The organism is Kitasatospora sp. NPDC001603 (assembly GCF_040298365.1).
GTDB lineage: Bacteria > Actinomycetota > Actinomycetes > Streptomycetales > Streptomycetaceae > Kitasatospora.
Window position 1 is genome coordinate 1 of record NZ_JBEPAA010000017.1, and the last position, 20292, is coordinate 20292.

The following is a 20292-nucleotide window of genomic DNA, read 5'->3' on the forward strand; positions in this document are numbered from 1 at the left end:
GGGCGGGGCCGGCGCGCGGGGGGGGGGCCCGCCCCCCCCCGCCCCCCGGGCCGGGGCGGGGGGGGGGGGGGGGGGGGGCGCCCCCCCCCCCCCCGGGCCGCGTCGCTAGGCTGTGGGCATGCCCCTGGATCCGCTGCCCGAGCCGCCGGCGGTCGGCGCGGCCGACCCGACGGACGACGCCCTGGGCGAGGTCGCCCGGCTGCTGGCCGGCCGGGGCGTGGCGGTGCTGACCGGTGCGGGGCTGTCCACCGAGTCGGGCATCCCCGACTACCGGGGCCCGACCGGGAGCCTGCGCCGCCGGACGCCGATGACCTACCAGGAGTTCGTCGGGAGCCCCGAGGCCCGGCGCCGCTACTGGGCGCGCAGCCACGCCGGGTGGCGCTCGATCGCCGGGGCCCGCCCCAACGCCGGGCACCTGGCCGTCGAGGAGCTGCGCCGCCGCGGCCTGGTGTCGGCGGTGATCACCCAGAACGTGGACGGCCTGCACCGGGCGGCCGGCACCGTGGACGCGGTGGAACTGCACGGCGGGCTCGACCGGGTGGTCTGCCTCGGCTGCGGGCGGGGCAGCGCGCGCGAGGACCTCGACCGGCGCCTGCGCGCGCTGAACGGCGCCTTCCCGGAGGACGGCGCCCTGCGCAACGCCGACGGGGACGTCGAGCTGCCCGACGCCCTGGTGGCGTCCTTCCGCGTGGTGGCCTGCGGGGCGTGCGGCGGGATCCTCAAGCCCGATGTGGTCTTCTTCGGCGAGAGCGTGCCCGCGCCGCGCGTCCGGCACTGTTTCAACCTGGTCGACGGGGCGCGCGGGCTGCTCGTCCTCGGCTCGTCGCTGGCGGTCATGTCCGGGCTGCGCTTCGTACGGCACGCCGCCCGGGCCGGGAAGCCCGTCGCGATCGTGAACCAGGGCCCGACGCGCGGCGACGACCGCGCCGACGTCCTGGTCGACCTCCCGCTCGGACCGGCCCTGACGGCGCTGACCGAGCGGCTCGCCGCCGCGCCGCCGGCCTGAGGGACCGCCCGGGCGCCCGGCGTCAGCAGTGGCGCAGGAAGCGGTCCAGGACGCGCGTGCCGAACTCCAGGGCCTCCACCGGGACCCGTTCGTCGACCCCGTGGAACAGGGCGGCGAAGTCCAGTCCCGGGGGCAGCCGGAGCGGGGCGAAGCCGAAGGTGCGGATGCCCAGGCGCTGGAACGACTTGGCGTCGGTGGCGGCGGACAGCATGTAGGGCAGCACCCGGGAGCCCGGGTCCTCGGCCGCCAGCGACAGCGCCATGGCGTCGACCAGCCGGCCCTCGAAGGCCGTCTCGACGGCCGGCAGGCTGTTCCACTCCTGCTCGATGCCGGGCCCCAGGAGCGCGGCGACCTCGGCCCGGAAGGCCTCCTCCCGGCCCGGGATCACCCGCGCGTCGATCTCCGCGCGGGCGGTGGAGGGCACCACGTTGGCCTTGTGGCCGGCATCGAAGCGGGTGGTGTTGGCGGTGTCGCGCAGGCTGGCCCCGATCAGCCGGGCCGCGTGCCCGAACCGGGCCAGCGCCGCCTCGGGGTCGCTCTCGTCGAACGGCACCCCGGTGATCTCCGCGGCCCCTTCGAGCAGTTCGCGCACCGCGGGGGTGAGGACGACGGGGAACCGGTGCGACTCCAGCCGGGTGACGGCGGCGGCGAGCCTGGCGATCGGGTTGTCGTCGTGCAGCAGCGAGGCGTGGCCGGCCGTGCCCCGCGCCTTGAGGCGCAGCCAGACCGCCCCCTTCTCCGCCGTCCCGATCAGGTAGGCCCGCGTGGCGTCACCGAAGCTGACGGAGAATCCGCCGACCTCGCCGACCGCCTCGGTCACGCCCTCGAAGAGGTCCGGCCGGTGGTCGACCAGCCACCGGGCGCCCTGGAAGCCGCCCGCCTCCTCGTCGGAGACGAAGGCGAAGACCAGGTCGCGCGGCGGCAGGACGCCGTCGCGCCGGTGACCGCGGGCCACGGCCAGCATCATGGCCACCATGCCCTTCATGTCGACCGCGCCCCGGCCCCACAGGTAGCCGTCGGCGACCTCCCCCGAGAACGGGTGCACGCGCCATTCGGCCGGGTCCGCCGGGACGACGTCCAGGTGGCCGTGGATCAGCAGGGCGCCGCGCTCCCGGTCCGCCCCGGGCAGCCGGACGACGACGTTGCCCCGGCCCGGGGCGCCGGCCTCGACGTAGGTGACGTCGTAGCCGACCTCGGCCAGCTTGGCCGCCACGTACTCGGCCGCCGGGCGTTCGGTGCCCACCCCGCCCGCGTCCGCGGTGTTGGTGGTGTCGAACCTGATCAGGTCGCTCGCCAGGGCGACCACCTCGTCCCACGGCCGCGGCGACGAACCGCCGGGGCCGGTCGGCGCGTTCGCTGGCGGGCCGTCAGGCGCGCCGTGGGCGGGCGGCGGGGAGGGCGAGGTGGTGCGCGGCGCCATGCTGGGGCTTCCTCCCTGCTGGGCGGGCGAGCGGGCGGCCGCTCCCCCAGTGACCGGTACCCGTCGATCAGTACCACAGGACCGGGCGCTCCCGGGGGCCGATCGTTCACTCCGGCCACCGGCGCGAACGGATCCGCCGACGCGCACGGATCCGGCGACGCGGCGGGAGCCGGCGGTGCGACCGGAGCCGGCGCGCCCGGCGTGCCCGGCGTGCCCGGCGTCAGAAGACGGACCAGCCCGTGGCCGTCGTCAGCGCGTCCAGGGCCGCGACCCCCAGCACCGAGTTCCCGGCCGCGTCCAGGCCCGGGCCCCAGACGCAGACCGTGCCCCGGCCCGGCAGCACCGCCAGCACGCCGCCGCCGACCCCGCTCTTGCCCGGCAGCCCCACCCGGTAGGCGAACTCCCCTGCAGCGTCGTAGGTGCCGCAGGTGAGCAGCACCGCGTTGATCCGCTTGGCCTCGCTGCGCGACAGCAGCCGCGAGCCGTCGGCGCGGGTCCCGTGCCGGGCGAGGAAGAGCCCGGCCAGCGCGAGGTCCCGGCAGCTCGCCTCGATCGCGCAGTGCGCGTAGTAGTGCGCGAGCACGCTGTCGACCGGGTTGCGCAGATTGCCGTAGCTCGCCATGAAGTGCGCCATCGCGGCGTTGCGGTGGCCGTGCTGGGCCTCGGAGGACGCCACCGAGTCGTCCACCGCGACGGCCGGGTTGCCGGACTCCGCGCGCAGGAAGTCCCGGACCGCGCCGACGGCGTCGCCGGTCAGCTTCAGCAGCCGGTCGGTGACGACCAGCGCGCCGGCGTTGATGAAGGGGTTGCGCGGGATGCCGTTCTCGGACTCCAGCTGGACCAACGAGTTGAACGGGTTGCCGGACGGCTCGCGGCCGACCCCGCGCCACAGCTCGTCGCCGCCGTCCGCCAGGGCCAGGGCCAGGGTGAACAGCTTCGACACCGACTGGATCGAGAACGGGTGCTCCCAGTCCCCGGCGCCGAACACCGCGCCGTCCACGGTGGCGATGGCCATCCCGAAGGCCGTCGGGTCGGCCTGGGCGAGGGCCGGGATGTAGTCGGCGACCCGCCCCCGGGCGGGAGCCCGCCGGGCCGCCTCCATCGCCTCCTGGAGGAGCAGCTGGTAGTCCATGTCGTTCACGCTGCCATTGTCGGCCACCCCGCCGGCCTGGGCCGACCCGGCCCCCGGGGTCGGGGGCGGGCCCCGATCCCGGGTGTCGGCGGCTGCTTCTAGAGTGGCGCCATGACGCGCCCCAATCCTGTGACCGCCGACGACGGCCGGACGCTTCGACGGCTGATCGGCGACGCCGGCCTCGGCTCCTGGGAGGGTGAGCTGATGGGGCTGGCCGAGCACGGCATCGCCCTGGGCCCGCGCCCCGCCGGCCACCGGGGGCCGGAGCCGTTCTCCCGGTGCGGCGGCGTACCGGCCGTGCCGCCCGGCTTCGTCTGGCCGGGGGCGGAGCCGGGGCCGGACGCGCTGCCGGACTGCTTCGTCGCCCAGATCGACCTGGCGGAGGTCGCCCCGGCGGACGCCAACCACCTGCTGCCGCCCCGCGGCCTGCTCTACTTCTTCTTCCCCGGCCACGACGGCTTCGGCGGCCGGGACGCCGTCACCGTGCTGCACTTCCCGGACGCCACCGCCGACGGCACCGCGCCCTACGACGTGGCCTCCGATCCGGCGTTCGCCGATCCCGAGGCCGGCTGGGGCGCCCCGCCGTGGGAGTTCACCGGGCCGCCCGCGCCGCTGTACGCCGCCGGCAAGGCCATGCTGGCGCAGGCCGTGCGGTTCCACGACGATCCCCCGGTCGACCTCCCGGAGGAGGCGGTGGACCGGCTGTCCGCGCTGCCGTCCGCCGCCCTGGACGTCGCGCCGCGGCACGGTGCCTGGATGGTGCTGCTCGGCCCCGATCCGGAGACGGACCAGTACGTGGTGCCGCCGCGCGGCCGCGGTCCGGAGCGCATCCTGCTCGCGGCGGGCCGCCCGGAGTTCACCGGGTGCCCGCTCTACTACGTCATCCGCGACGAGGACCTGGCCGCCGCCGACTTCGGCCGGGTCGAGGCCGTCACCGTCCAGCACTGACCCGGGGCGGGGTGAGGCCGCCTCCCCGGCGGAGCGCCGGTCAGCGCGGGCGGACCGCCTCGGCGAGCAGGCGGTAGGAGTCGAACAGCGCCGCGCGGTCGTACGTGCTGGTGGTGACGAGGAACTCGTCGGCCCCGGTGCGGGCCACCAGCGCGGCGAGCTCGGCGGCGGCCTGCGGCGGGGTCCCGGCGATGTGGCCGCGCAGCGACTGCTGGTAGGCCGCGCGCTCGCGCGGGCCCATCTCCCGGCCGAGCACCTCCTCGGCGGGGGCCAGCGGCGGGAACTCGCCGTGGGTCCGGGCGTGGGCGCTCGCCCAGGCCTCGGCGACCAGCAGCCGCTCGGCCTCTGCGGCCGTTCCGGCGACCGCCACCGTGCCGGAGACCACCACGTACGGCCGGGCCGCCTGTGCGGAGGGGCGGAACCGGGCGCGGTAGCGGTCGATCGCGGCCAGCATCCGGTCCTCGCCGCGGACGGCCCCGATGACCAGCGGCAGCCCGGCCTCGGCGGCGATGTCCGCGCCCGCGCCGGTGGCCAGGACGAAGGCCGGGACGTCCAGGCCCTCGGCGGGGCGGGCGTGGACGTCCCGGTGGGTGCGCCCCGACCCGTCGAAGTAGCCGAGCAGCTCGGCCAGTTGCTCGCCGAAGCGGTCCGCGGCGTCCTTGTCCCGGCCGAGTGCCCGCCGGACGCCGTCGGTGAAGGCCACCGAGCGGCCCAGCCCCATGTCGATCCGGCCGGGGAAGAGCGCGGCGAGCACCCCGAACTGCTCGGCCACGACCAGCGGCTGGTGGTTGGGGAGCATCACGCCGCCCGTGCCGACCCGGATCCGGTCGGTGGCCGAGGCCACCGCCGCGGCGAGCACGGTGGGAGCCGACCCGGCCACGCCGGGGACGCCGTGGTGCTCCGACACCCAGAACCGGTGGTAGCCGAGCCGCTCGGCGTACCGGGCGAACGCCACCGTGTCCCGCAGCGCCCGCGCGGGCTCCTCCCCCCGTCTCGTCCGGGAACGGTCGAGCACCGAGAGGCGGATCGCAGGCGCGGCGGTAGTCACCTCAGCGGCAACCACCACCGTCCGGGACCGCATTCCCGGCGCGCCGGCGCCGGGGTCACGGCGGCCGGGTCACCGGCGCGGGGTCACGGCGGCGGGCTCAGGACGGCAGGCGGGGCTCAGGCCGGCGGGTCGGCCGCGCGGAGCTCGCCGGTGCGGACCACCTCCGCGTACCAGCGGGCGCTGTCCTTGGGCGTGCGGCGCTGGGAGGGGAAGTCCACGTGGACGATGCCGAACCGCTTGCCGTAGCCGTACGCCCACTCGAAGTTGTCCAGCAGGGACCAGAGGAAGTAGCCGCGCACGGGCGCGCCGGCGGCGATCGCGCGGTGGACTGCGGCCAGGTGGGACCGCAGGTAGGCGATCCGCTCGGGGTCGCGGACCGCGCCCGAGGGGTCGCCGTAGTCGTCGTAGGCGGCGCCGTTCTCGGTGATCAGCAGGGGCAGGCCGGGCAGCTCGTCGCGGAGCCGGGTGAGCAGCTCGTACAGGCCCTCGGCGTCGACCGGCCACCCCATCGCGGTGCGCTCCCCCTCGGCCGGCAGGAAGCGGATGCCGTGGTCGGCGGGCCAGGGGGAGCGCTCGCCGCCGTGGCCGTCCTGGCGCGGGGCCGGGTCGGCCGGGTCGTCGGCGGCGACCACCGTCGGGGTGTAGTAGTTGATGCCGAGCGCGTCGAGGGGGCGGGAGATCTCGGCGAGGTCGCCGTCGCGGACGAAGGACCAGTCGGTGACGCCGGCGGTGTCGGCGAGCACGTCGGCCGGGTAGCGGCCGTGGAACACCGGGTCGAGGAAGATCCGGTTGGCCAGCCCGTCGATCCGCCGGGCGGCCTCGCGGTCGGCCGGGTCGTCGCGGTGCGGGCGCACGGCCGCCAGGTTGAGGGTGAGCGAGACCCGGGCCGTGGCCGGGAGTTCGGCGCGCAGCGCGCCGACGGCGAGGCCGTGGGCGAGCAGCAGGTGGTGGTGGGCGGTGAGGGCGGCGGCCGGGTCGGTGCGGCCGGGGGCGTGGACGCCGCTGCCGTAGCCGAGGAAGGCGCTGCACCACGGCTCGTTCAGGGTGGTCCAGGAGTCGACGCGGTCGCCCAGCCGGGCGGCGGCCAGGGCCGCGTACTCGGCGAAGCGCCGGGCGGTCGACCGGTCGGTCCAGCCGCCGCCCGCGGCGGGGCCGCCACCGGCCGGGGTCTCCAGCTCCTGCGGCAGGTCCCAGTGGTAGAGCGTGGCCACCGGGGTGATGCCGTGCTCCAGCAGCCCGTCGACCAGCCGGTCGTAGAAGTCGAGCCCGGCCTTGTTGACCGGGCCGCTGCCGCCGGGCTGGACGCGCGGCCAGGCGATCGAGAAGCGGTAGGCGGGCAGGCCGAGTTCGGCCATCAGCGCGATGTCCTCGCGGAACCGGTGGTAGTGGTCGGTCGCGATGTCACCGGTGTCGCCGTTGCGGACCTTGCCCGGCGTCCGGCTGAAGGTGTCCCAGATGGACGGGGTGCGGCCGTCCTCCCCGGCGGCGCCCTCGATCTGGTAGGCGGCGGTGGCCGCGCCCCAGAGGAAGTCGGCGGGGAACACGAGGGGTCGGTCGTGGTCGGTCATGTCACCTTCCGGTGGTGTGGGTCGGGGTCAGCCCTTGACGGCGCCCTGCATGATGCCGCCGACGATCTGCCGGCCGAGGACGCCGAAGACCAGCAGGACGGGGAGCGTGCCGATCAGGGTGCCGGCCATGACGATCGACTGGTCGGGAACGTACCCCTGCCCCAGGGACTTCAACGCGACCTGCACGGTAGGGTTCTGCGAGCTGAGGGCGACGACCGGCCAGAAGAAGTCGTTCCAGGTGGCCATGAAGGTCAGCATGCCCAGCACCGCCATGCCCGGGCGGGCGGCCGGGAGCACGATCGAACGGAAGATCCGCAGCAGCGAGGCGCCGTCGACGCGGCCGGCCTCGACCAGTTCGTCCGGCAGCGCCTGGACCAGGTACTGCCGCATGAAGAACACCCCGAAGGCCGAGACCAGCGAGGGCAGAATCACCGACGGCAGGGTGTTCTGCAGGTCGAGCCGGACGATCACCATGAACAGCGGGATCACGCCGAGCTGCGGCGGGATCATCATGGTGGCGACGGTGACCGCCAGCAGCAGGCCGCGGCCGCGGAAGCGCAGTTTGGCGAAGGCGAAGCCGGCCAGCGTCGAGGAGAGCACCACCCCGGCCGTGACGGTGGCCGCGACGATCAGCGAGTTCAGCAGCGCGTCGCCGATCGCCGCCTGCTCCAGCGCCGCGCCGATGTTGTGCAGCAGGTTCGGTCCGGGGGTCAGCGCCGGTGAGGCCGAGCTGAGTTCGGCGTTGGAGCGGCTGGCGGCCACCAGCGTCCAGAAGAAGGGGAAGGCGAACACCAGGGTGGCGGTGATCAGCACCACGTGGACGAGCGGGCCGCCGTGCAGCGGGGAGCGCGGGTTCGGTCGCATGCGGGTCACCGGTCCGTACGGTTGCGCCGGGCGGCGATCGCCGCGTTCAGCAGGGCGAGGACGACGATCAGCAGGAACATCACCCAGGCCACCGCGGCCGCGCGCCCGAGGTGGAAGAAGCTCCAGCCCTGCTCGTAGAGGTAGAGGCCGAGGGTCTGGTACTGGTGGGAGATCCCGCCGCCGGCGTTCCCCTCGTAGAGCAGCGGTTCGCCGAACAGCTGGGTGGCGCCGATGGTCGACACGACCACGGTGAAGACGATGGTGGGGCGCAGGCCGGGGACGGTGACGTGGCGGAACTGCTGCCACCGGGAGGCCCCGTCGACCGCCGCCGACTCGTAGAGCTCGCCGGGGATCGCCTGCATGCCGGCCAGGTAGATCAGCGCGTTGTACCCCGTCCACCGCCAGGTGACGATCGCGGAGACGCCGAACTGCGAGGCCCAGGTGCCCGCCTGCCAGTCCACCGGGCTCAGGCCGGCCTGGCCCAGCACCCAGTTGATCAGGCCGTAGTCCCGCCCGAAGAGCTGGGCGAAGACCAGCGTGGCGGCCGCCACCGAGGTCGCGTACGGCATCAGCATCGCGACCCGGTAGAAGGACCGGCCGCGCAGCCGGTAGTTGAGCAGGTGGGCCAGGCCCAGCGCCATCAGCAGCTGGGGCACGGTGGAGAGCACCCCGATGGTGAAGGTGTTGCGCAGCGCGTTCCAGAAGAACGGGTCCGCCAGCAGGCGGGTGTAGTTCTGCGCGCCGACCCAGTCCATCCGGTCGGTGGTCTGCAACTCGACCCGGTGGAGCGAGACATAGGCGGTGTAGAGCAGCGGGAAGAGCCCGAAGGCGGCGAACAGGACGAAGAACGGGGCGAGGAAGCCGTAGGGCGCGAGCCGGCCGGCCCGGCGGGCCCGGGGCTTCGCCGGGTCGGCCGCGGGCAGGCGGGCGGCGGAGGTGATGGCCATCGTGGGTGATCTGCCGATGCCGCGTCAGTTTCCGTTGGCCTTGGCGATGTTGTCCATCGCGTGCTTCCAGGCCGCGTCCGGGGCGGTGCCGGTCCGCTCGACCTCGCCCAGGGCGTCGGTGAAGGCCTTGCCGATCACGCCGTCGTCCACGCCGAGCACCTGGGCCGGCATGGCGGCCGCCGACTCGCTGAAGATCCGGCCGATCGGCGCGTTGTTGAAGTACGGGTCGGTCACGTCCTTGATGGCGGCCTGCGCGCCGGTGGACGACGGGAAGGAGCCCTGCTTCGTGAAGAGGGTGGTCTGCTGCTCCTTGGCGGTCAGCCAGGCGATCAGCGCGGCGGCCTCCTTGGGGTGCTTGGCCGTCCTGGGCACGGTGAGGTAGGAGCCGCCCCAGTTGCCCGTCCGGCCGGGGCCGGGGGCGACGTCCCAGCTGCCCGAACCGGCCTCGCCCGCCTGGCCCTTGATGTAGCCGAGCATCCAGGCGGGGCAGCTCAGGGTGGCGAACTTCCCGGTGCTGAAGGCCTTGTTCCACTCCGGGGTCCACTGCGGGAGCTTCGCGCTCAGCCCGTCCGCGACCAGCCGGCCGGCGTCGGCCCAGGCGGTCCGCACGGCCTGGCTGCTCTCGAAGACCGGCTTGCCGCTCTCGTCGGCGTAGCGCACCTTCTGCTGGCCGACCTCGGCGGTGAAGAGCCCGGCCGCACTGTCCGTCCAGGTGTTGCCGGCGCCGGCCGTGGCCACGTACTGCTTGCCGAGGTCCAGGTAGCCCTGCCAGGTCGACCAGCGCTGGGCCAGCTCGGTGCGGTCGGTGGGCAGGCCGGCCGCCTTGAACAGGTCGGTGCGGTAGCAGATCGCCTCCGGGCCGATGTCGGTACCGGCCCCGAGGACCCGGCCGTCGGCGGTCTTCACCGCGGCGCCCTTCCAGGGCACCAGTTCGTCGTTGACCGAGCCGAGCCCGAGGGTCTTCAGGTCGGTGAACTTGTCGGCCTGCTTCTGCAGCACGCTCGCCACCCGGCCGACCTCCAGCCCCTGGATGTCGGCCAGGCCGCCGCCGCCCGCGAGCTTGGTCTGCAGGGCCTGCCAGTACTGGCCCTCGTCCTGGGTGTCGGTCTGCTTGACCGTGACGGCGGGGTGCAGCTTCATGTACTCCTCGTAGAGGCCGCTCTCCTTGAAGCCGAAGGTGCCGAAAAGGTCGACGGTGATGGTCACCTTGCCGGCGGCGGCGTCGGCCGATCCGGCGGAGCTGCCGCAGGCGGTGAGCAGGAGGGTGGCGGCGAGGGCGGTGCTGCCGAGCACGGCGGCGGAGCGGCGCATGAGGACTCCCTGGCGGGGCGGGTGGGGTGCGGTTCGGGCGGCGCGGGGCGAGCGGGGGGTGTGGGGATGCGCGGACGAGAGGCGCTGGGCGGTGCGTCGAACAGGATCTGAGAGCGCTCTTGAGAGCGCTCTCAGTGCGTTGAGAGGAGAGTGCCGTGCGGCGGCGCGGTGGTCAAGAGGCCGAAACCCGAACGTAATCTCCGGGATACCGTCGACCGGCGTTCAGGCCTTGAACGCGGGGGCGGCAAGGGCTACTCCGGCGGGACGGCGAAGCGCCCGACCGCCCGAGCCCCGGCCGGTCAGGTGCCCGCCGGTCAGGTCCAGCCCGTCAGGCCGAGACCGGTCAGGCCGAGGCGCGCAGGACCAGCCGGGTGGGGGTGATCACGGAGGTGGGGCCCCCGGGGCGCAGACCCGACGGGAGGCCGCCCGCCGCTCCCCCGGCCGCCCCGGGCCGCGCACCGGCACCGGCACCGGCACCGGCACCCGCGAGCCGGCGCAGCAGCAGCCCGGCCATCAAGCGGCCCATCTCCTCGATGTCCTGGCGCACCGTCGTCAGCGGCGGCTCCGTCCAGGCCGCGATCGACTCGACGTCGTCGAAGCCCACCACGGCGACGTCCTCCGGCACCCGGCGTCCGGCCTCGCGCAGCACCCGCAGCGCACCCGAGGCCATCGCGTCGGAGGCCGCGAACACCGCGTCCAGGTGGGGCCGGCGGGCCAGCAGTTCGGCCATCGCCCGGCCGCCGCCGTCGGGGGTGAAGTCCCCCTCGGCGATCAGCGCCGGGTCCCCGTCGGGCAGCACGTCCCGGTAGCCGTCCAGCCGGTCCATGGAGGAGGTCTGGTCGAGCGGGCCGGTGACGGTGGCGATGGCCGTGCGCCCGAGGGCCCGCAGGTGGCCCACCGCCAGTCGGGCGCCGCCCCGGTTGTCGCTGTCCACGTAGACCAGGTCGTGGTCGGACTCGGCGCCCGGCCAGCCCGGCCGCCCGCCCACCACGAAGGGCAGCCCGACCTTGCGCGCCATGTCGGGCAGCGGGTCCGGCTGGTGCAGCGAGAACAGCAGCGCGCCGTCCACGTGCCCGCCGGCCAGGTAGCGGCCGACCCGCTCGTAGTCGTGCTGGTCCTCGACCATCATCAGGACCATCTGGTGGTCGGCGGCCGACAGCTCGCGGCCGATGCCGCGCAGCTGCTGGGCGAAGAACGGGTCGGAGAAGAGCCGGCTGCCGGGCTCGGCCACCACCACGGCGACCGCCCGGTTGTGCCGGGTGACCAGCGTCCGGGCGGCCGGGTTCGGGACGTAGCCGAGTTCGTCGACGGCCCGTCGGACCTTCTCCCGCAGGGCCTCGCGGACGCCCTCCCCGCCGTTCACCACCCGCGACGCCGTGGCCCGGGAGACCCCGGCCCGTTCGGCGACCGACTCCAGCGTCGGACGCGGCGACTGCTCCGGCACCGTGGGCTCCTCTCGCGCGTGAACGCTTCGTCCCCAGAGCCTAGCGGGTCGGCCGCCCGTCGCTGAGAGCGCTCCCAGAAGACCCGGGCGGGCACGCCGGAGCGGTGGCGGGCGACTGCCGTCCGCCACCGCCCGGTACCCCGGTCAGGTGGTGCTGAACGTGAACCAGTTGACGTTGACGAAGTCGGCCGGCTGCCCGCTGGTGAAGGTCAGGTAGACGTCGTGCCTGCCGGTGGTCGCGGCGATGTTCGCCGGGACGGTCGTCCAGCTCTGCCAGCCACCCGTGTTGGCCACGGCGAAGGAGCCGATCGGCGCGGCGGTCCGGCTGTCGAGGCGGACCTCGACCAGTCCGCTGACGCCGCCCGCCGCACCCGAGGCCACCCGCGCCTTGAACTGCCGGGCCTGGGCCGTCCCGAAGTCGACGCCCGGGTACAGCGCCCAGTCGCCGTTGGCGAGCGCGGCGAGGTTCTGGCCGCCGCCGCTGTCGGTGGTGGCCTCCCGGGCCGTCCCCGACTGCCCGCCGTAGGCCTCGGCCTGGATGGTGCCGTACGCGCTCCCGGTGCCGCCGGGGGGCGGCGTGGTCGACGGTGTGGTGGTCGGCGGCGCGGTGGTCGGCGGGGGCGTGGTCGGCGGCGTGGTACCGCCGCCCGAGCGGTAGACCGCGACGTAGTCGACCAGCATCGGCACCCCGGAGGCGGTCGCGGCGGTGGGCGTCCGGTGACCCGCCACCGGGTCGGGGAAGGCCCCGCCCATCGCGACGTTCAGCAGGATGAAGTGCCCGTGCGCGGTGGCCGCGTCCCAGGTGGCGGCGTCCATCTGGGCCGAGGTGACGGAGTGGAACTGCACGCCGTCGACGTACCAGCGCAGCTGCTGCGGGCTGACGCTGCGGTCCCACTCCAGCGCGTAGGTGTGGAAGTTGCCCTGGCAGGCCGAGCCCGGGCAGGCGTGCACGGCGCCGAGGCCGGTGGTCTCGTTGCACGGGCCGCCCGGGTTGCCGCCGCAGTGCAGGGTCCCCCAGACCTGGTTGACGCCGTTGACGTTCTCCATCAGGTCGAACTCGCCGATGGTCGGCCAGTTCCAGTAGTTGCCGCGGTACGGCGCGCCCAGCGTCCAGAAGGCCGGCCAGTAGCCGTCGGCGGCCGGGCCGGTCACGTTCGGCATCTGGATCCGGGACTCGATCCGCAGCTTCCCGCCGGCGGGCGGTTCGAAGTCGCTGCGCCTGGTCTCGATCCGGCCGGAGGTCCAGTTGCCGACGGCGTCCCGGATCGGGGTGATGCGCAGGTTCCCGGTGCCGTCCTGGCGGAGGTTGGCGGTGTTCGCGGTGTAGCTCTGGACCTCGCCGGTGCCCCAGTTGGCGGCGCCGCCGGGGTAGCTCGTGCCGGTGTCGACGATCCAGTCGGCGGCCGCCGGCAGGGTGTCGGCGGCGCCGCCGAAGTCGTCGCTCCAGACGGTGGTCCAGCCGGCGGGCGCGGGCGGGACGGCGGCCGTGGCGGTGCCGAGCAGCGCCGCGCAGAGCGCGGTGGCCGCGCCGGCGGCGGTCAGCACGGTGGCCAGTGCGCGGCGCGGGCGCCGTCTGCGGGTGGCGGTGGTCGCGGGTGGGGTGTTCGTTCCGGACACGGTGGTGCACCTCCGTGGGGGGACGGTCGTGGGGGTGACGGTGCGGTGGGAGCGCCGGGGCGGGGCCGCGCGGCCCCGCCCGCCGCCCCGGACTACCAGCCGATACCGAGGGTCAGCCCGGTGGGCGGAGCCGCGTTGCCGAGGATCTGGACGGACGACTGGTCGTTGATGTCGTCGTAGGGGAAGGCGTAGGAGCGGCCGCCGAGGCTGATGCCGTGCAGGTACCCCGCGTAGTCGTTCGCGGCGTCGGCGCCGCGGTAGTAGGCCGCGGGCCGGTACCAGTCGTCCGGGGTGAGCGCCACGCCTCGCTGGAAGGCCGCGCACAGCTCCGCGCCGAGCTGCTTCTCGGTGTCGTCGCCCGCGGCGAGCGGGCCCGCGCAGGCCATCACGTCCGGCGAGGCGGGCTTGGCCAGGTGGAACGGTCCGGCCCCGTTCTTGGTGAAGGTCAGGGTGTCGCCGGTGACCCGCCCGGTGAACGTCTCGCCGAGCCGGGTGAGGGTGAACTGCCGTGCGCTGAAGGCCGACCAGAACCGGTCGATGGCCGGCTGGAGGTAGCCCTGCTGCGCGCCGCCCGCCTGGAACTGGGCGGACGACCGCGGGGCGGTGATGCGGTAGGTGCCCTGCAGCGCGCGGAAGGCGGGCCCGACGGCCGCCGCGTAGCCGGCCATCACCTCGGCGCGCGTGCGGGTGATGCCCTCGGTGGAGTCGTAGCCGCTGGCGGTCTGCCGCAGCCGGGCGGTCATCGGGAAGCCGAACCCGTCCACCTGGGTGGTGTTGCCGCCGAACGGGACCTCGCCGTGGACGTAGGTGTACTCGTACCAGTCGTAGTAGACGTCGTTGTTCGGGTCGGCGGGGTTGCGCGGGTCCGGCCCGCCCCAGCCCTGGTCGTCGGGCGAGACGGGGATGTACAGCGGCGAGCCGAGCGAGATGTAGACGCGGCCGCCGCGGATGGCGGCCGGGGAGGGGACGGTTGCGGCCCGGTCGAGCGTGAAGGACATGTTCGGGTAGTCGACGCCGTTCTTGGTCAGGTGCCCCGGGGCCTGCGCGGCGCGGTGGTCGATGTGCGCCGTCGTGCCGTCGGGCCGCAGGTAGGACCACTGGCCGGGGGTGACCATGCCGAGCACGGTCACGTAGACCTGGGCGTCACTGAAGGCTCCCCGGGTGTTGTTCACGAAGGTGAGCGGGAAGCTGCCCGTCCCCCCGCCGCCGGTCGAGCCGCCGGCGCCGACGGTCACCGTGAAGTGCGGGGTGTCGTAGAGCGGTCCGGCCTTCTCGTAGGTGAACCAGTACTCCAGGACGGTCCCGGCCGCCAGGCCGGTGGCGGTCGTCTCCCACCGGCTCGCGCCCGCCGTCATCCGGACGTTCTGCTGGCCGTCGGCGGCGGGCCGGTAGTGGACGTCGACCAGGGCAGCGGGTGTGGCCGGGGTGAAGGCGAAGAGGACCGAGCCGGGGGCGACCGTGACCGCCGACTGGGTGTAGTCGGTGGCCGCCCGCGCGCCGGCCGCCGTCCACAGACCGGCGAGCAGCAGGGCGAGCACGGTGAGGACCGCGACGGCGCCGCGGCGGCGGGGTGCTCGATGGCGGGGCGCGGCTCCGCGGGCGGGGCCGGGCAGGGGTGGGGTGGCCGTCATGGGGGATGCCTTTCCCTCGGCGGTGGCAAGGCGGCGGAACTGCGTGAGAGCGCTCTCAAGCGTCGACACACTGTCCCGCCCCGTCGGACGGCGGTCAAGAGACGAAGCGGTGGAACTTCCTTGTGGGCTTTGTGACTTCACCTTATGAAGGGAAGGCCTGCGGCGAATTCCTGGACATGTGTCTATGATTGCTGGACAATAGTCCAGAAAGGGGCCCCGTCATGGGCGTCGTCGCGAGCACACTGGTGGGCCTGGTGGCCGCACTGCACGGATACATCCTGGTGCTGGAGATGTTCCTCTGGGAGCGGGCTCCCGGGCGGAAGCTCTCCGGCTTCGACCCGGAGATGGCCCGGGCCACCGCGCCGCTGGCCGCCAACCAGGGCCTCTACAACGGCTTCCTGGCCGCCGGCCTGGTCTGGGGCCTGATCGCGGCGGACCCGACCGGCTTCCGCGTCCAGGTCTTCTTCCTGTCCTGCGTGGTGGTCGCGGGCCTGTACGGGGCGGCGACCGCCAACCGCCGGATCCTGTTCGCCCAGGCCCTGCCCGGCGCGCTCGCGCTGACCGCGGTGCTGGTCGCCGGATGACCGACGCACGGGCCGACCGCACCCGCGCCCGGCTGCGCGAGGCCCTGCTCGCCGAGTGCGCCGAGCGCCCGCTGACCGAGGTCGGCGTGGCCGCCGTGGTCCGGCGCGCGGGCATCGGCCGGGCGACCTTCTACCTCCACTTCGAGGACCTGCGGGCGCTCGCGGTGGACGCCTGCGCGGAGGTCGTCCGGGACGCCGTGGACGCCCTGCACGCCTGGCGCGGCATCCCGGACCCGGCCGCACCGCCGCCCGCCCTCGGCGCGTTCCTCACGGAGGTCGAGCGGCACGCGGCGGTCTACCGCGCGCTGCTGCTGCCCGGCGGTGCCGGACCGCTGGGCGAGCTGCTCCACCGCGAACTCCGGGAACGCAGCCGCACCGAGCGGGAGCTGGCCGGCGCGCCGTACGCCGAGCTGGTCGCCACCGCCGTCGCCGCGACCTTCACGGCGCTGCTCGCGGACTGGCTGCACGCCCTGGTGCCCGCCACCGCCGACGAACTCGCCGCGCACAGCTGGCGCCTGCTGATCTCGCTGCACCGCACCCCGTTCGGCTGACCGGCCGGCGGGCGGTGCGGGCGCCGGCTCCGCGGTGGCGGGCCGAGACCGGCGGGCGGTGCGGGCGCCGGTCAGGCGGCCGGCGGGGGCTCGGCGGCCTCGGGCGCCGGCTCCGCGGCGGCGGGCCGGCGCAGCGAGGCCGCCAGACTGCCCGGGGCGGGCGCGGCCGGGGGCTGCTCGGCCCGCAGGCCGTCCAGCGAGATCCGGGACCAGTCGGCGTCCGCCAGGTGCTTCGCCAGCAGCTCGACGCGCTCGCGGTACAGGGCCTCCCGGTCGAGGTCCGAGAAGGCCGGCGGCAGCACCTCGCGCAGCGGCTCGAACCGCTCCCCCGCCCCGGCCAGCAGGCTGCGCAGGACCCGCTCCCAGGTGACGCCGCGCAGGCCGATCGACAGGTGCAGCGACGGCTCGTCCGTGGTGTCGCCGACGTGCACGAAGCCGCGCGGCAGGTAGAGGCACTCGCCCTCCTTGAGGACGACGTCGAGCACCGGTTCGCCGACCTCGGACGGGGCCACCGGGCGGGCCCGGCTCGGCAGCCGCCGCACGGGGGCGCTCACCCGCCAGCGCTTGGAGCCGTGGAGCTGCCGCAGGAAGATGCCCACCAGGTCGAAGTGCGGCGCCGCGCCCCGGGCCCGAGGCGGCGTCAGGAAGGCGGTGCAGTCGGCCTCGTAGCCGGTCTCGCGGGCCACCTCGGCGGCGAAGCGCGCCACCTCCGGGCTGTGGTTCTGGAGCTCCTCCAGGGTCAGGGTCGCGCCGCCGGCCACCTGCTCGGCGACCTTGGTGCCGTCGGCGAGCTTCTCGCGGCTCCGCGGGTTGCTCCCCCGGTTGCGCAGGACGAGCTCCGGTGGGACCAGCTTGCCGTCACGGAAGAGCCGTACCGCGCTCATCGGCAGGCTGCTGTGGATCAGCCGCTCGGCGGCCTCCAGGGAGAACACGTCACCGAGGTCGCCCAGCCCGGTGCTGACGAACGGCTCGCGCTCCCAGGCGGTTTCGAGCGTCGGCAGGTCGTCCACGAGCCGGAGCAGACTGTCCACGGAGGCCTCACAGGGTGGTCGGGTGCCAGGCGGGAAGGCGACGGCCGGCCTGCGCGGTTGCACCCGCACAGACCGGCCCGGCCTCGTCCCGCCGGGGTGGTCCGGCCCGGCGGCGAGTCGGCCGATGACGAAGCGTCGGGCTAGACGCCGGCGGGGCCGTCCGCGGCGCTGGCGTTGAACTGGATCCCGCAGCCCGCCAGGTCCTCGTCGTCCTCGCCCACGCTGTGGGCCTGGACCTCGTCGTCCACGGCACTGGCGTTGAACTGGATCCCGCAGCCCGCCAGGTCCTCGTCGTCGCCGCCCACGCTGTGTGCCTGCACCTCGTCGGACATCGGAACTCCTCTCGCTCGCGCTCGGACGTCGGCCGACGTCACAGTGCGACGCTAGGAGCGGGCGGTTGAACTCCGGTATGTGCGTGGCTTCCTGGCAGCTTGTCCTGTCCCTCTCGACCCCCGGGCACCGCTGTTCACCAATCGCTCACCACGTCCTTGCCAGACATCCTCTTCTCGGCGAAGCTACCCGTCGGAGTACAGACGAAGGCGACCGGCCCCGATCGGGCCGGCCCGACCTGTGCCCATCGCGTGGCGCGCTCTGGGGGAGGGGCCATATGACCGGGAACACCGGTGCGGAAAGAACGCTGCGTTTCACGATGCTCGGGCCGCTACAGGTCCGGTCCGGCGACGACCTGCTCGAACTCGGCCCGTACAAACAGCGATTACTCCTGGCCGCGCTGCTGTGCCGGGCGAACACCGTGCTGTCGGTCGACCAGCTCATCGACGCGCTCTGGGACGGCGACCAGCCCCGGACGGCGCGCAAGAACCTCCAGGTGTACGTCTCCGCCCTGCGCAAGGTCCTGCGGGACCGGATCGGCCACGTGCCGTACGGCTACACCCTGACGGTGACCTCCGAGGAGTCGGACCTGCTGCGGTTCGACGAACTCGCGGCGGCCGGGCGGCAGGCGCAGCGGGCGGGCCACCCGGCCGGCGCGTCGGCGCTGTTCGGCGAGGCGGTACGGCTCTGGCAGGACCGGCCCCTGGTCGACCTGCTCGGCAGCCCGTTCGCGGCCCGCGAGTCGGAGCGCCTCTCCGACCGCTTCCTCGCGGTGTACGAGGACTGGGCCGAGCTGGAGGTGGAGGCCGGCCGGGCGCTCGGACTGCTGGACCGGCTGGCCGAGTTGACCGCCCGGCATCCGTTCCGCGAGCGGCTGATCGTGCTGCACATGACGGCGCTCGACCAGGTCGGCGGGCGGCGGCAGGCGCTCGCCTGCTTCGAGCAGCACCGGCAGTACATCGCCCGGGAGCTCGGCCTCGACCCCAGCCCCGTGCTGCGGCAGACCTACCGGGCGATCCTGGCCGGCGGGGGATCGGCCCGGCCGGACCGCGACCGGCCGCGCGAGCACGCCAGGCCCTCCCAACTCCCGCGCGACCTGGCGGACTTCGTCGGCCGCCGGGGCGAGGTCGAGGCGGCGGTGGCGGCCCTCACCGGCGGGGCCCGATGTACCGACGTCACGGCGGTGTCGGGCCCGCCGGGCGTCGGCACCACGGCGCTGGCTGTCCACGTCGGCCACCGGATCGCCGACCGCTTCGCGGACGGCCAGGTCTTCGTCCCGCTGGGACACCCCGACGGAACCCCGCGCGACTGGCACGAGGTGCTGACCGAGCTGCTGCGGAGCACCGGTCTCGACCTCACGCCGCCCCGGGAGGAGACCGCGGCGCTGGCCCTGTGGCGGTCCTGGATCGCCGACCGGCAGGTCCTCCTCGTCCTCGACGGCGCGACCGGCGAGTCCCAGGTCCGCCGCCTGCTTCCGGGCCGCGGGCCGACCCGCACGCTGGTCACCTCGGCCCGCCGGCTCAGCGGCCTGGAGTGCGTCCACCGCATCGAACTCGACGAGTTCACCCCCGGCGAGGCCCGCGAGCTCCTGGCGCGCGTGCTCGACGAGCGACGGCTCGTGGACGCGGACCGGACGCTGCGCCGCCTTCAAGAGGTGTACGGGCTCTCCCCGCTGGTCGTCCGCGCGCTGGCCGCCAAGCTCACCACGCTGCGGCACCTCTCGCTGTCCGAGTACGCCGAGCAGCTGGGCCGGCTGCCCGCCGGACCCCATGAGCTCTCGGTCGGGGGCTGCTCCGTCCAGGACGGCTACCGCCGGTTCCACCGGGGGCTGGATCCGCAGCAGCGGGCGGCGCTCGGCGCGCTCGGCGCCCTGCCGGGGCCGGCCTTCGACCAGGCGGTGCTGCTGGCGGCGCTGGGCGGCCTCGCGGAGCCGGCCGAGCGGATCGTGGAGGAGCTCATCGAGGCCCACCTGGTCACGGTGGCCGAGGACGACGAGGTGCGGGCGCACGCCGTCCGCTACCGCATGCCGAGGCTGGCCCACCGGTACGCCGCCGCCCTGCACCGCGGCCCGGGTCCGCTGCCGGGCGGCTGCTGACACCTGGACGTGACCGGGTGGCGGGCCGGTGCCGCTGACCGGGACGGCATCGCCGCCCGGTCAGCGCGCCGCCCCGCCGCCCCGCGACCCCGCCGCCCGGTCAGCGCGCCATCGCGGCGAGCACCTCGTGCAGGGACTCGACCAGCCGCAGCCCGCTGGCCCGCTGCTCGGGCGCCAGCGCGCCGAGGACCTGGACGATGCCGGCCAGCCGCTCGAACTCCGCACCGCCGAGGGCCAGCGCGCTGCGGGCCGCCCGGCTGCGGACCAGGCCGTGCAGGGCGAGCCCGGCCTGGCCGGCGAAGGCCACCAGCAGGTCCAGGTCGGCCAGGCTGGAGCGGGACTGCGGGTGCGGGTCGAGCACCTGGATGACGCCGAGGATCTCGTCCCGGTGGACGACCGGGGCCGCCATGATCGCGTCCGGCACGTAGCGGGTCCGCTCCGCGAGGTCCTGGGCGAAGATCGCGCTGCCGCGCAGGTCGTCGACCGTCACCGGCTCCCCGGTGTCGGCGACCCAGCCGGCGATCCCCCGGTGCGCCGGGAACCTGGTGCCGACCAGGAAGTCCTCGCCCTCCCCGGAGACGGCCTCGAAGACCAGCTGGTCCTCCTCCCGGTCGAACAGGAAGATCGAGCTGGCGGCGGCGCCGAAGATCGAACGCGCCACCCGCACGATGGAGGACAGCAGTTCGCGGTCGTCCGGGCCGGGATCGGCCAGGGCGCCCGAGATCGCCGCGATCATCGCCGTGGAGTCCGCCGACTGGTCCATGG

General features: G+C 75.0%; 18 protein-coding genes. 5 read left to right on the forward strand and 13 right to left on the reverse strand.

Going from position 1 to position 20292, the window contains the following annotated elements; translation table 11 throughout:
* Nucleotides 1-118: 118 nt before the first annotated feature.
* Nucleotides 119-1006 carry an NAD-dependent protein deacetylase gene (locus ABT263_RS13665; protein ID WP_352290677.1) on the forward strand — a complete coding sequence of 296 codons (888 nt, stop codon included), beginning with the start codon at nt 119-121 and terminating at the stop codon, nt 1004-1006.
* Nucleotides 1007-1028: 22 nt separating this feature from the next.
* Here the strand turns inward: ABT263_RS13665 and ABT263_RS13670 are convergent, their stop codons facing one another.
* The gene (locus ABT263_RS13670; protein WP_352290678.1) at nt 1029-2426 is read right to left on the reverse strand and encodes a M20/M25/M40 family metallo-hydrolase; all 1398 of its coding nucleotides are present in this window, start codon (nt 2424-2426) and stop codon (nt 1029-1031) included.
* A 220-nt stretch (nt 2427-2646) separates the two neighbouring features.
* A complete protein-coding gene (locus ABT263_RS13675) occupies nt 2647-3558 on the reverse strand; it encodes a glutaminase (RefSeq protein ID WP_352290766.1) in 912 nt (303 codons plus the stop codon).
* Between the two features lie 111 nt (nt 3559-3669).
* Between ABT263_RS13675 and ABT263_RS13680 the strand changes: the two genes are divergently transcribed.
* Entirely contained in the window at nt 3670-4506 is an 837-nt protein-coding gene (locus ABT263_RS13680) for a DUF1963 domain-containing protein (protein ID WP_352290679.1), read from the forward strand.
* Nucleotides 4507-4546: 40 nt separating this feature from the next.
* Here ABT263_RS13680 and ABT263_RS13685 read toward each other — a convergent pair whose 3' ends face one another.
* From ABT263_RS13685 to ABT263_RS13720, 8 genes are all read right to left on the reverse strand, one after another.
* Nucleotides 4547-5554, reverse strand: a complete 1008-nt coding sequence (locus ABT263_RS13685; RefSeq protein ID WP_352290680.1) for an LLM class flavin-dependent oxidoreductase — start codon at nt 5552-5554, stop codon at nt 4547-4549.
* Nucleotides 5555-5670: 116 nt separating this feature from the next.
* Nucleotides 5671-7122 (reverse strand): GH1 family beta-glucosidase, encoded by a 1452-nt coding sequence (locus tag ABT263_RS13690; protein ID WP_352290681.1) that lies wholly within the window; start codon nt 7120-7122, stop codon nt 5671-5673.
* Nucleotides 7123-7149: 27 nt separating this feature from the next.
* Nucleotides 7150-7986, reverse strand: a complete 837-nt coding sequence (locus ABT263_RS13695) for a carbohydrate ABC transporter permease (RefSeq protein WP_352290767.1) — start codon at nt 7984-7986, stop codon at nt 7150-7152.
* Nucleotides 7987-7991: 5 nt separating this feature from the next.
* On the reverse strand, nt 7992-8933 hold the full coding sequence (locus ABT263_RS13700; RefSeq protein ID WP_352290682.1) for a carbohydrate ABC transporter permease: 942 nt from the start codon (nt 8931-8933) through the stop codon (nt 7992-7994).
* A 24-nt stretch (nt 8934-8957) separates the two neighbouring features.
* Entirely contained in the window at nt 8958-10244 is a 1287-nt protein-coding gene (locus tag ABT263_RS13705) for an ABC transporter substrate-binding protein (RefSeq protein WP_352290683.1), read from the reverse strand.
* Between the two features lie 343 nt (nt 10245-10587).
* Entirely contained in the window at nt 10588-11688 is a 1101-nt protein-coding gene (locus ABT263_RS13710) for a LacI family DNA-binding transcriptional regulator (RefSeq protein WP_352290684.1), read from the reverse strand.
* 144 nt (nt 11689-11832) lie between these two features.
* Nucleotides 11833-13305, reverse strand: coding sequence for a glycoside hydrolase family 16 protein (locus ABT263_RS13715; RefSeq protein ID WP_352290685.1), 1473 nt, complete (start codon nt 13303-13305; stop codon nt 11833-11835).
* 92 nt (nt 13306-13397) lie between these two features.
* Nucleotides 13398-14936, reverse strand: coding sequence for a glycoside hydrolase family 64 protein (locus ABT263_RS13720; protein WP_352290686.1), 1539 nt, complete (start codon nt 14934-14936; stop codon nt 13398-13400).
* Nucleotides 14937-15157: 221 nt separating this feature from the next.
* On the opposite strand from ABT263_RS13720, the gene ABT263_RS13725 reads away from it, so the two are divergent.
* Nucleotides 15158-15520 (forward strand): DUF1304 domain-containing protein, encoded by a 363-nt coding sequence (locus ABT263_RS13725; RefSeq protein WP_352290687.1) that lies wholly within the window; start codon nt 15158-15160, stop codon nt 15518-15520.
* Nucleotides 15517-16071 (forward strand): TetR/AcrR family transcriptional regulator, encoded by a 555-nt coding sequence (locus ABT263_RS13730; RefSeq protein ID WP_352290688.1) that lies wholly within the window; start codon nt 15517-15519, stop codon nt 16069-16071. The genes ABT263_RS13725 and ABT263_RS13730 overlap by 4 nt, the downstream gene beginning before the upstream one ends.
* A gap of 71 nt (nt 16072-16142) precedes the next feature.
* Here the strand turns inward: ABT263_RS13730 and ABT263_RS13735 are convergent, their stop codons facing one another.
* Entirely contained in the window at nt 16143-17102 is a 960-nt protein-coding gene (locus tag ABT263_RS13735; protein WP_352290689.1) for a JmjC domain-containing protein, read from the reverse strand.
* Nucleotides 17103-17242: 140 nt separating this feature from the next.
* The gene (locus ABT263_RS13740) at nt 17243-17434 is read right to left on the reverse strand and encodes a hypothetical protein (protein ID WP_329491456.1); all 192 of its coding nucleotides are present in this window, start codon (nt 17432-17434) and stop codon (nt 17243-17245) included.
* A 275-nt stretch (nt 17435-17709) separates the two neighbouring features.
* Between ABT263_RS13740 and ABT263_RS13745 the strand changes: the two genes are divergently transcribed.
* Nucleotides 17710-19527, forward strand: a complete 1818-nt coding sequence (locus ABT263_RS13745) for an AfsR/SARP family transcriptional regulator (protein ID WP_352290690.1) — start codon at nt 17710-17712, stop codon at nt 19525-19527.
* Between the two features lie 100 nt (nt 19528-19627).
* On the opposite strand, the gene ABT263_RS13750 is transcribed toward ABT263_RS13745, so the two are convergent.
* Complete coding sequence (locus ABT263_RS13750) at nt 19628-20290, reverse strand: GAF domain-containing protein (protein WP_380390319.1); 663 nt, start codon at nt 20288-20290, stop codon at nt 19628-19630.
* Nucleotides 20291-20292: the final 2 nt, after the last annotated feature.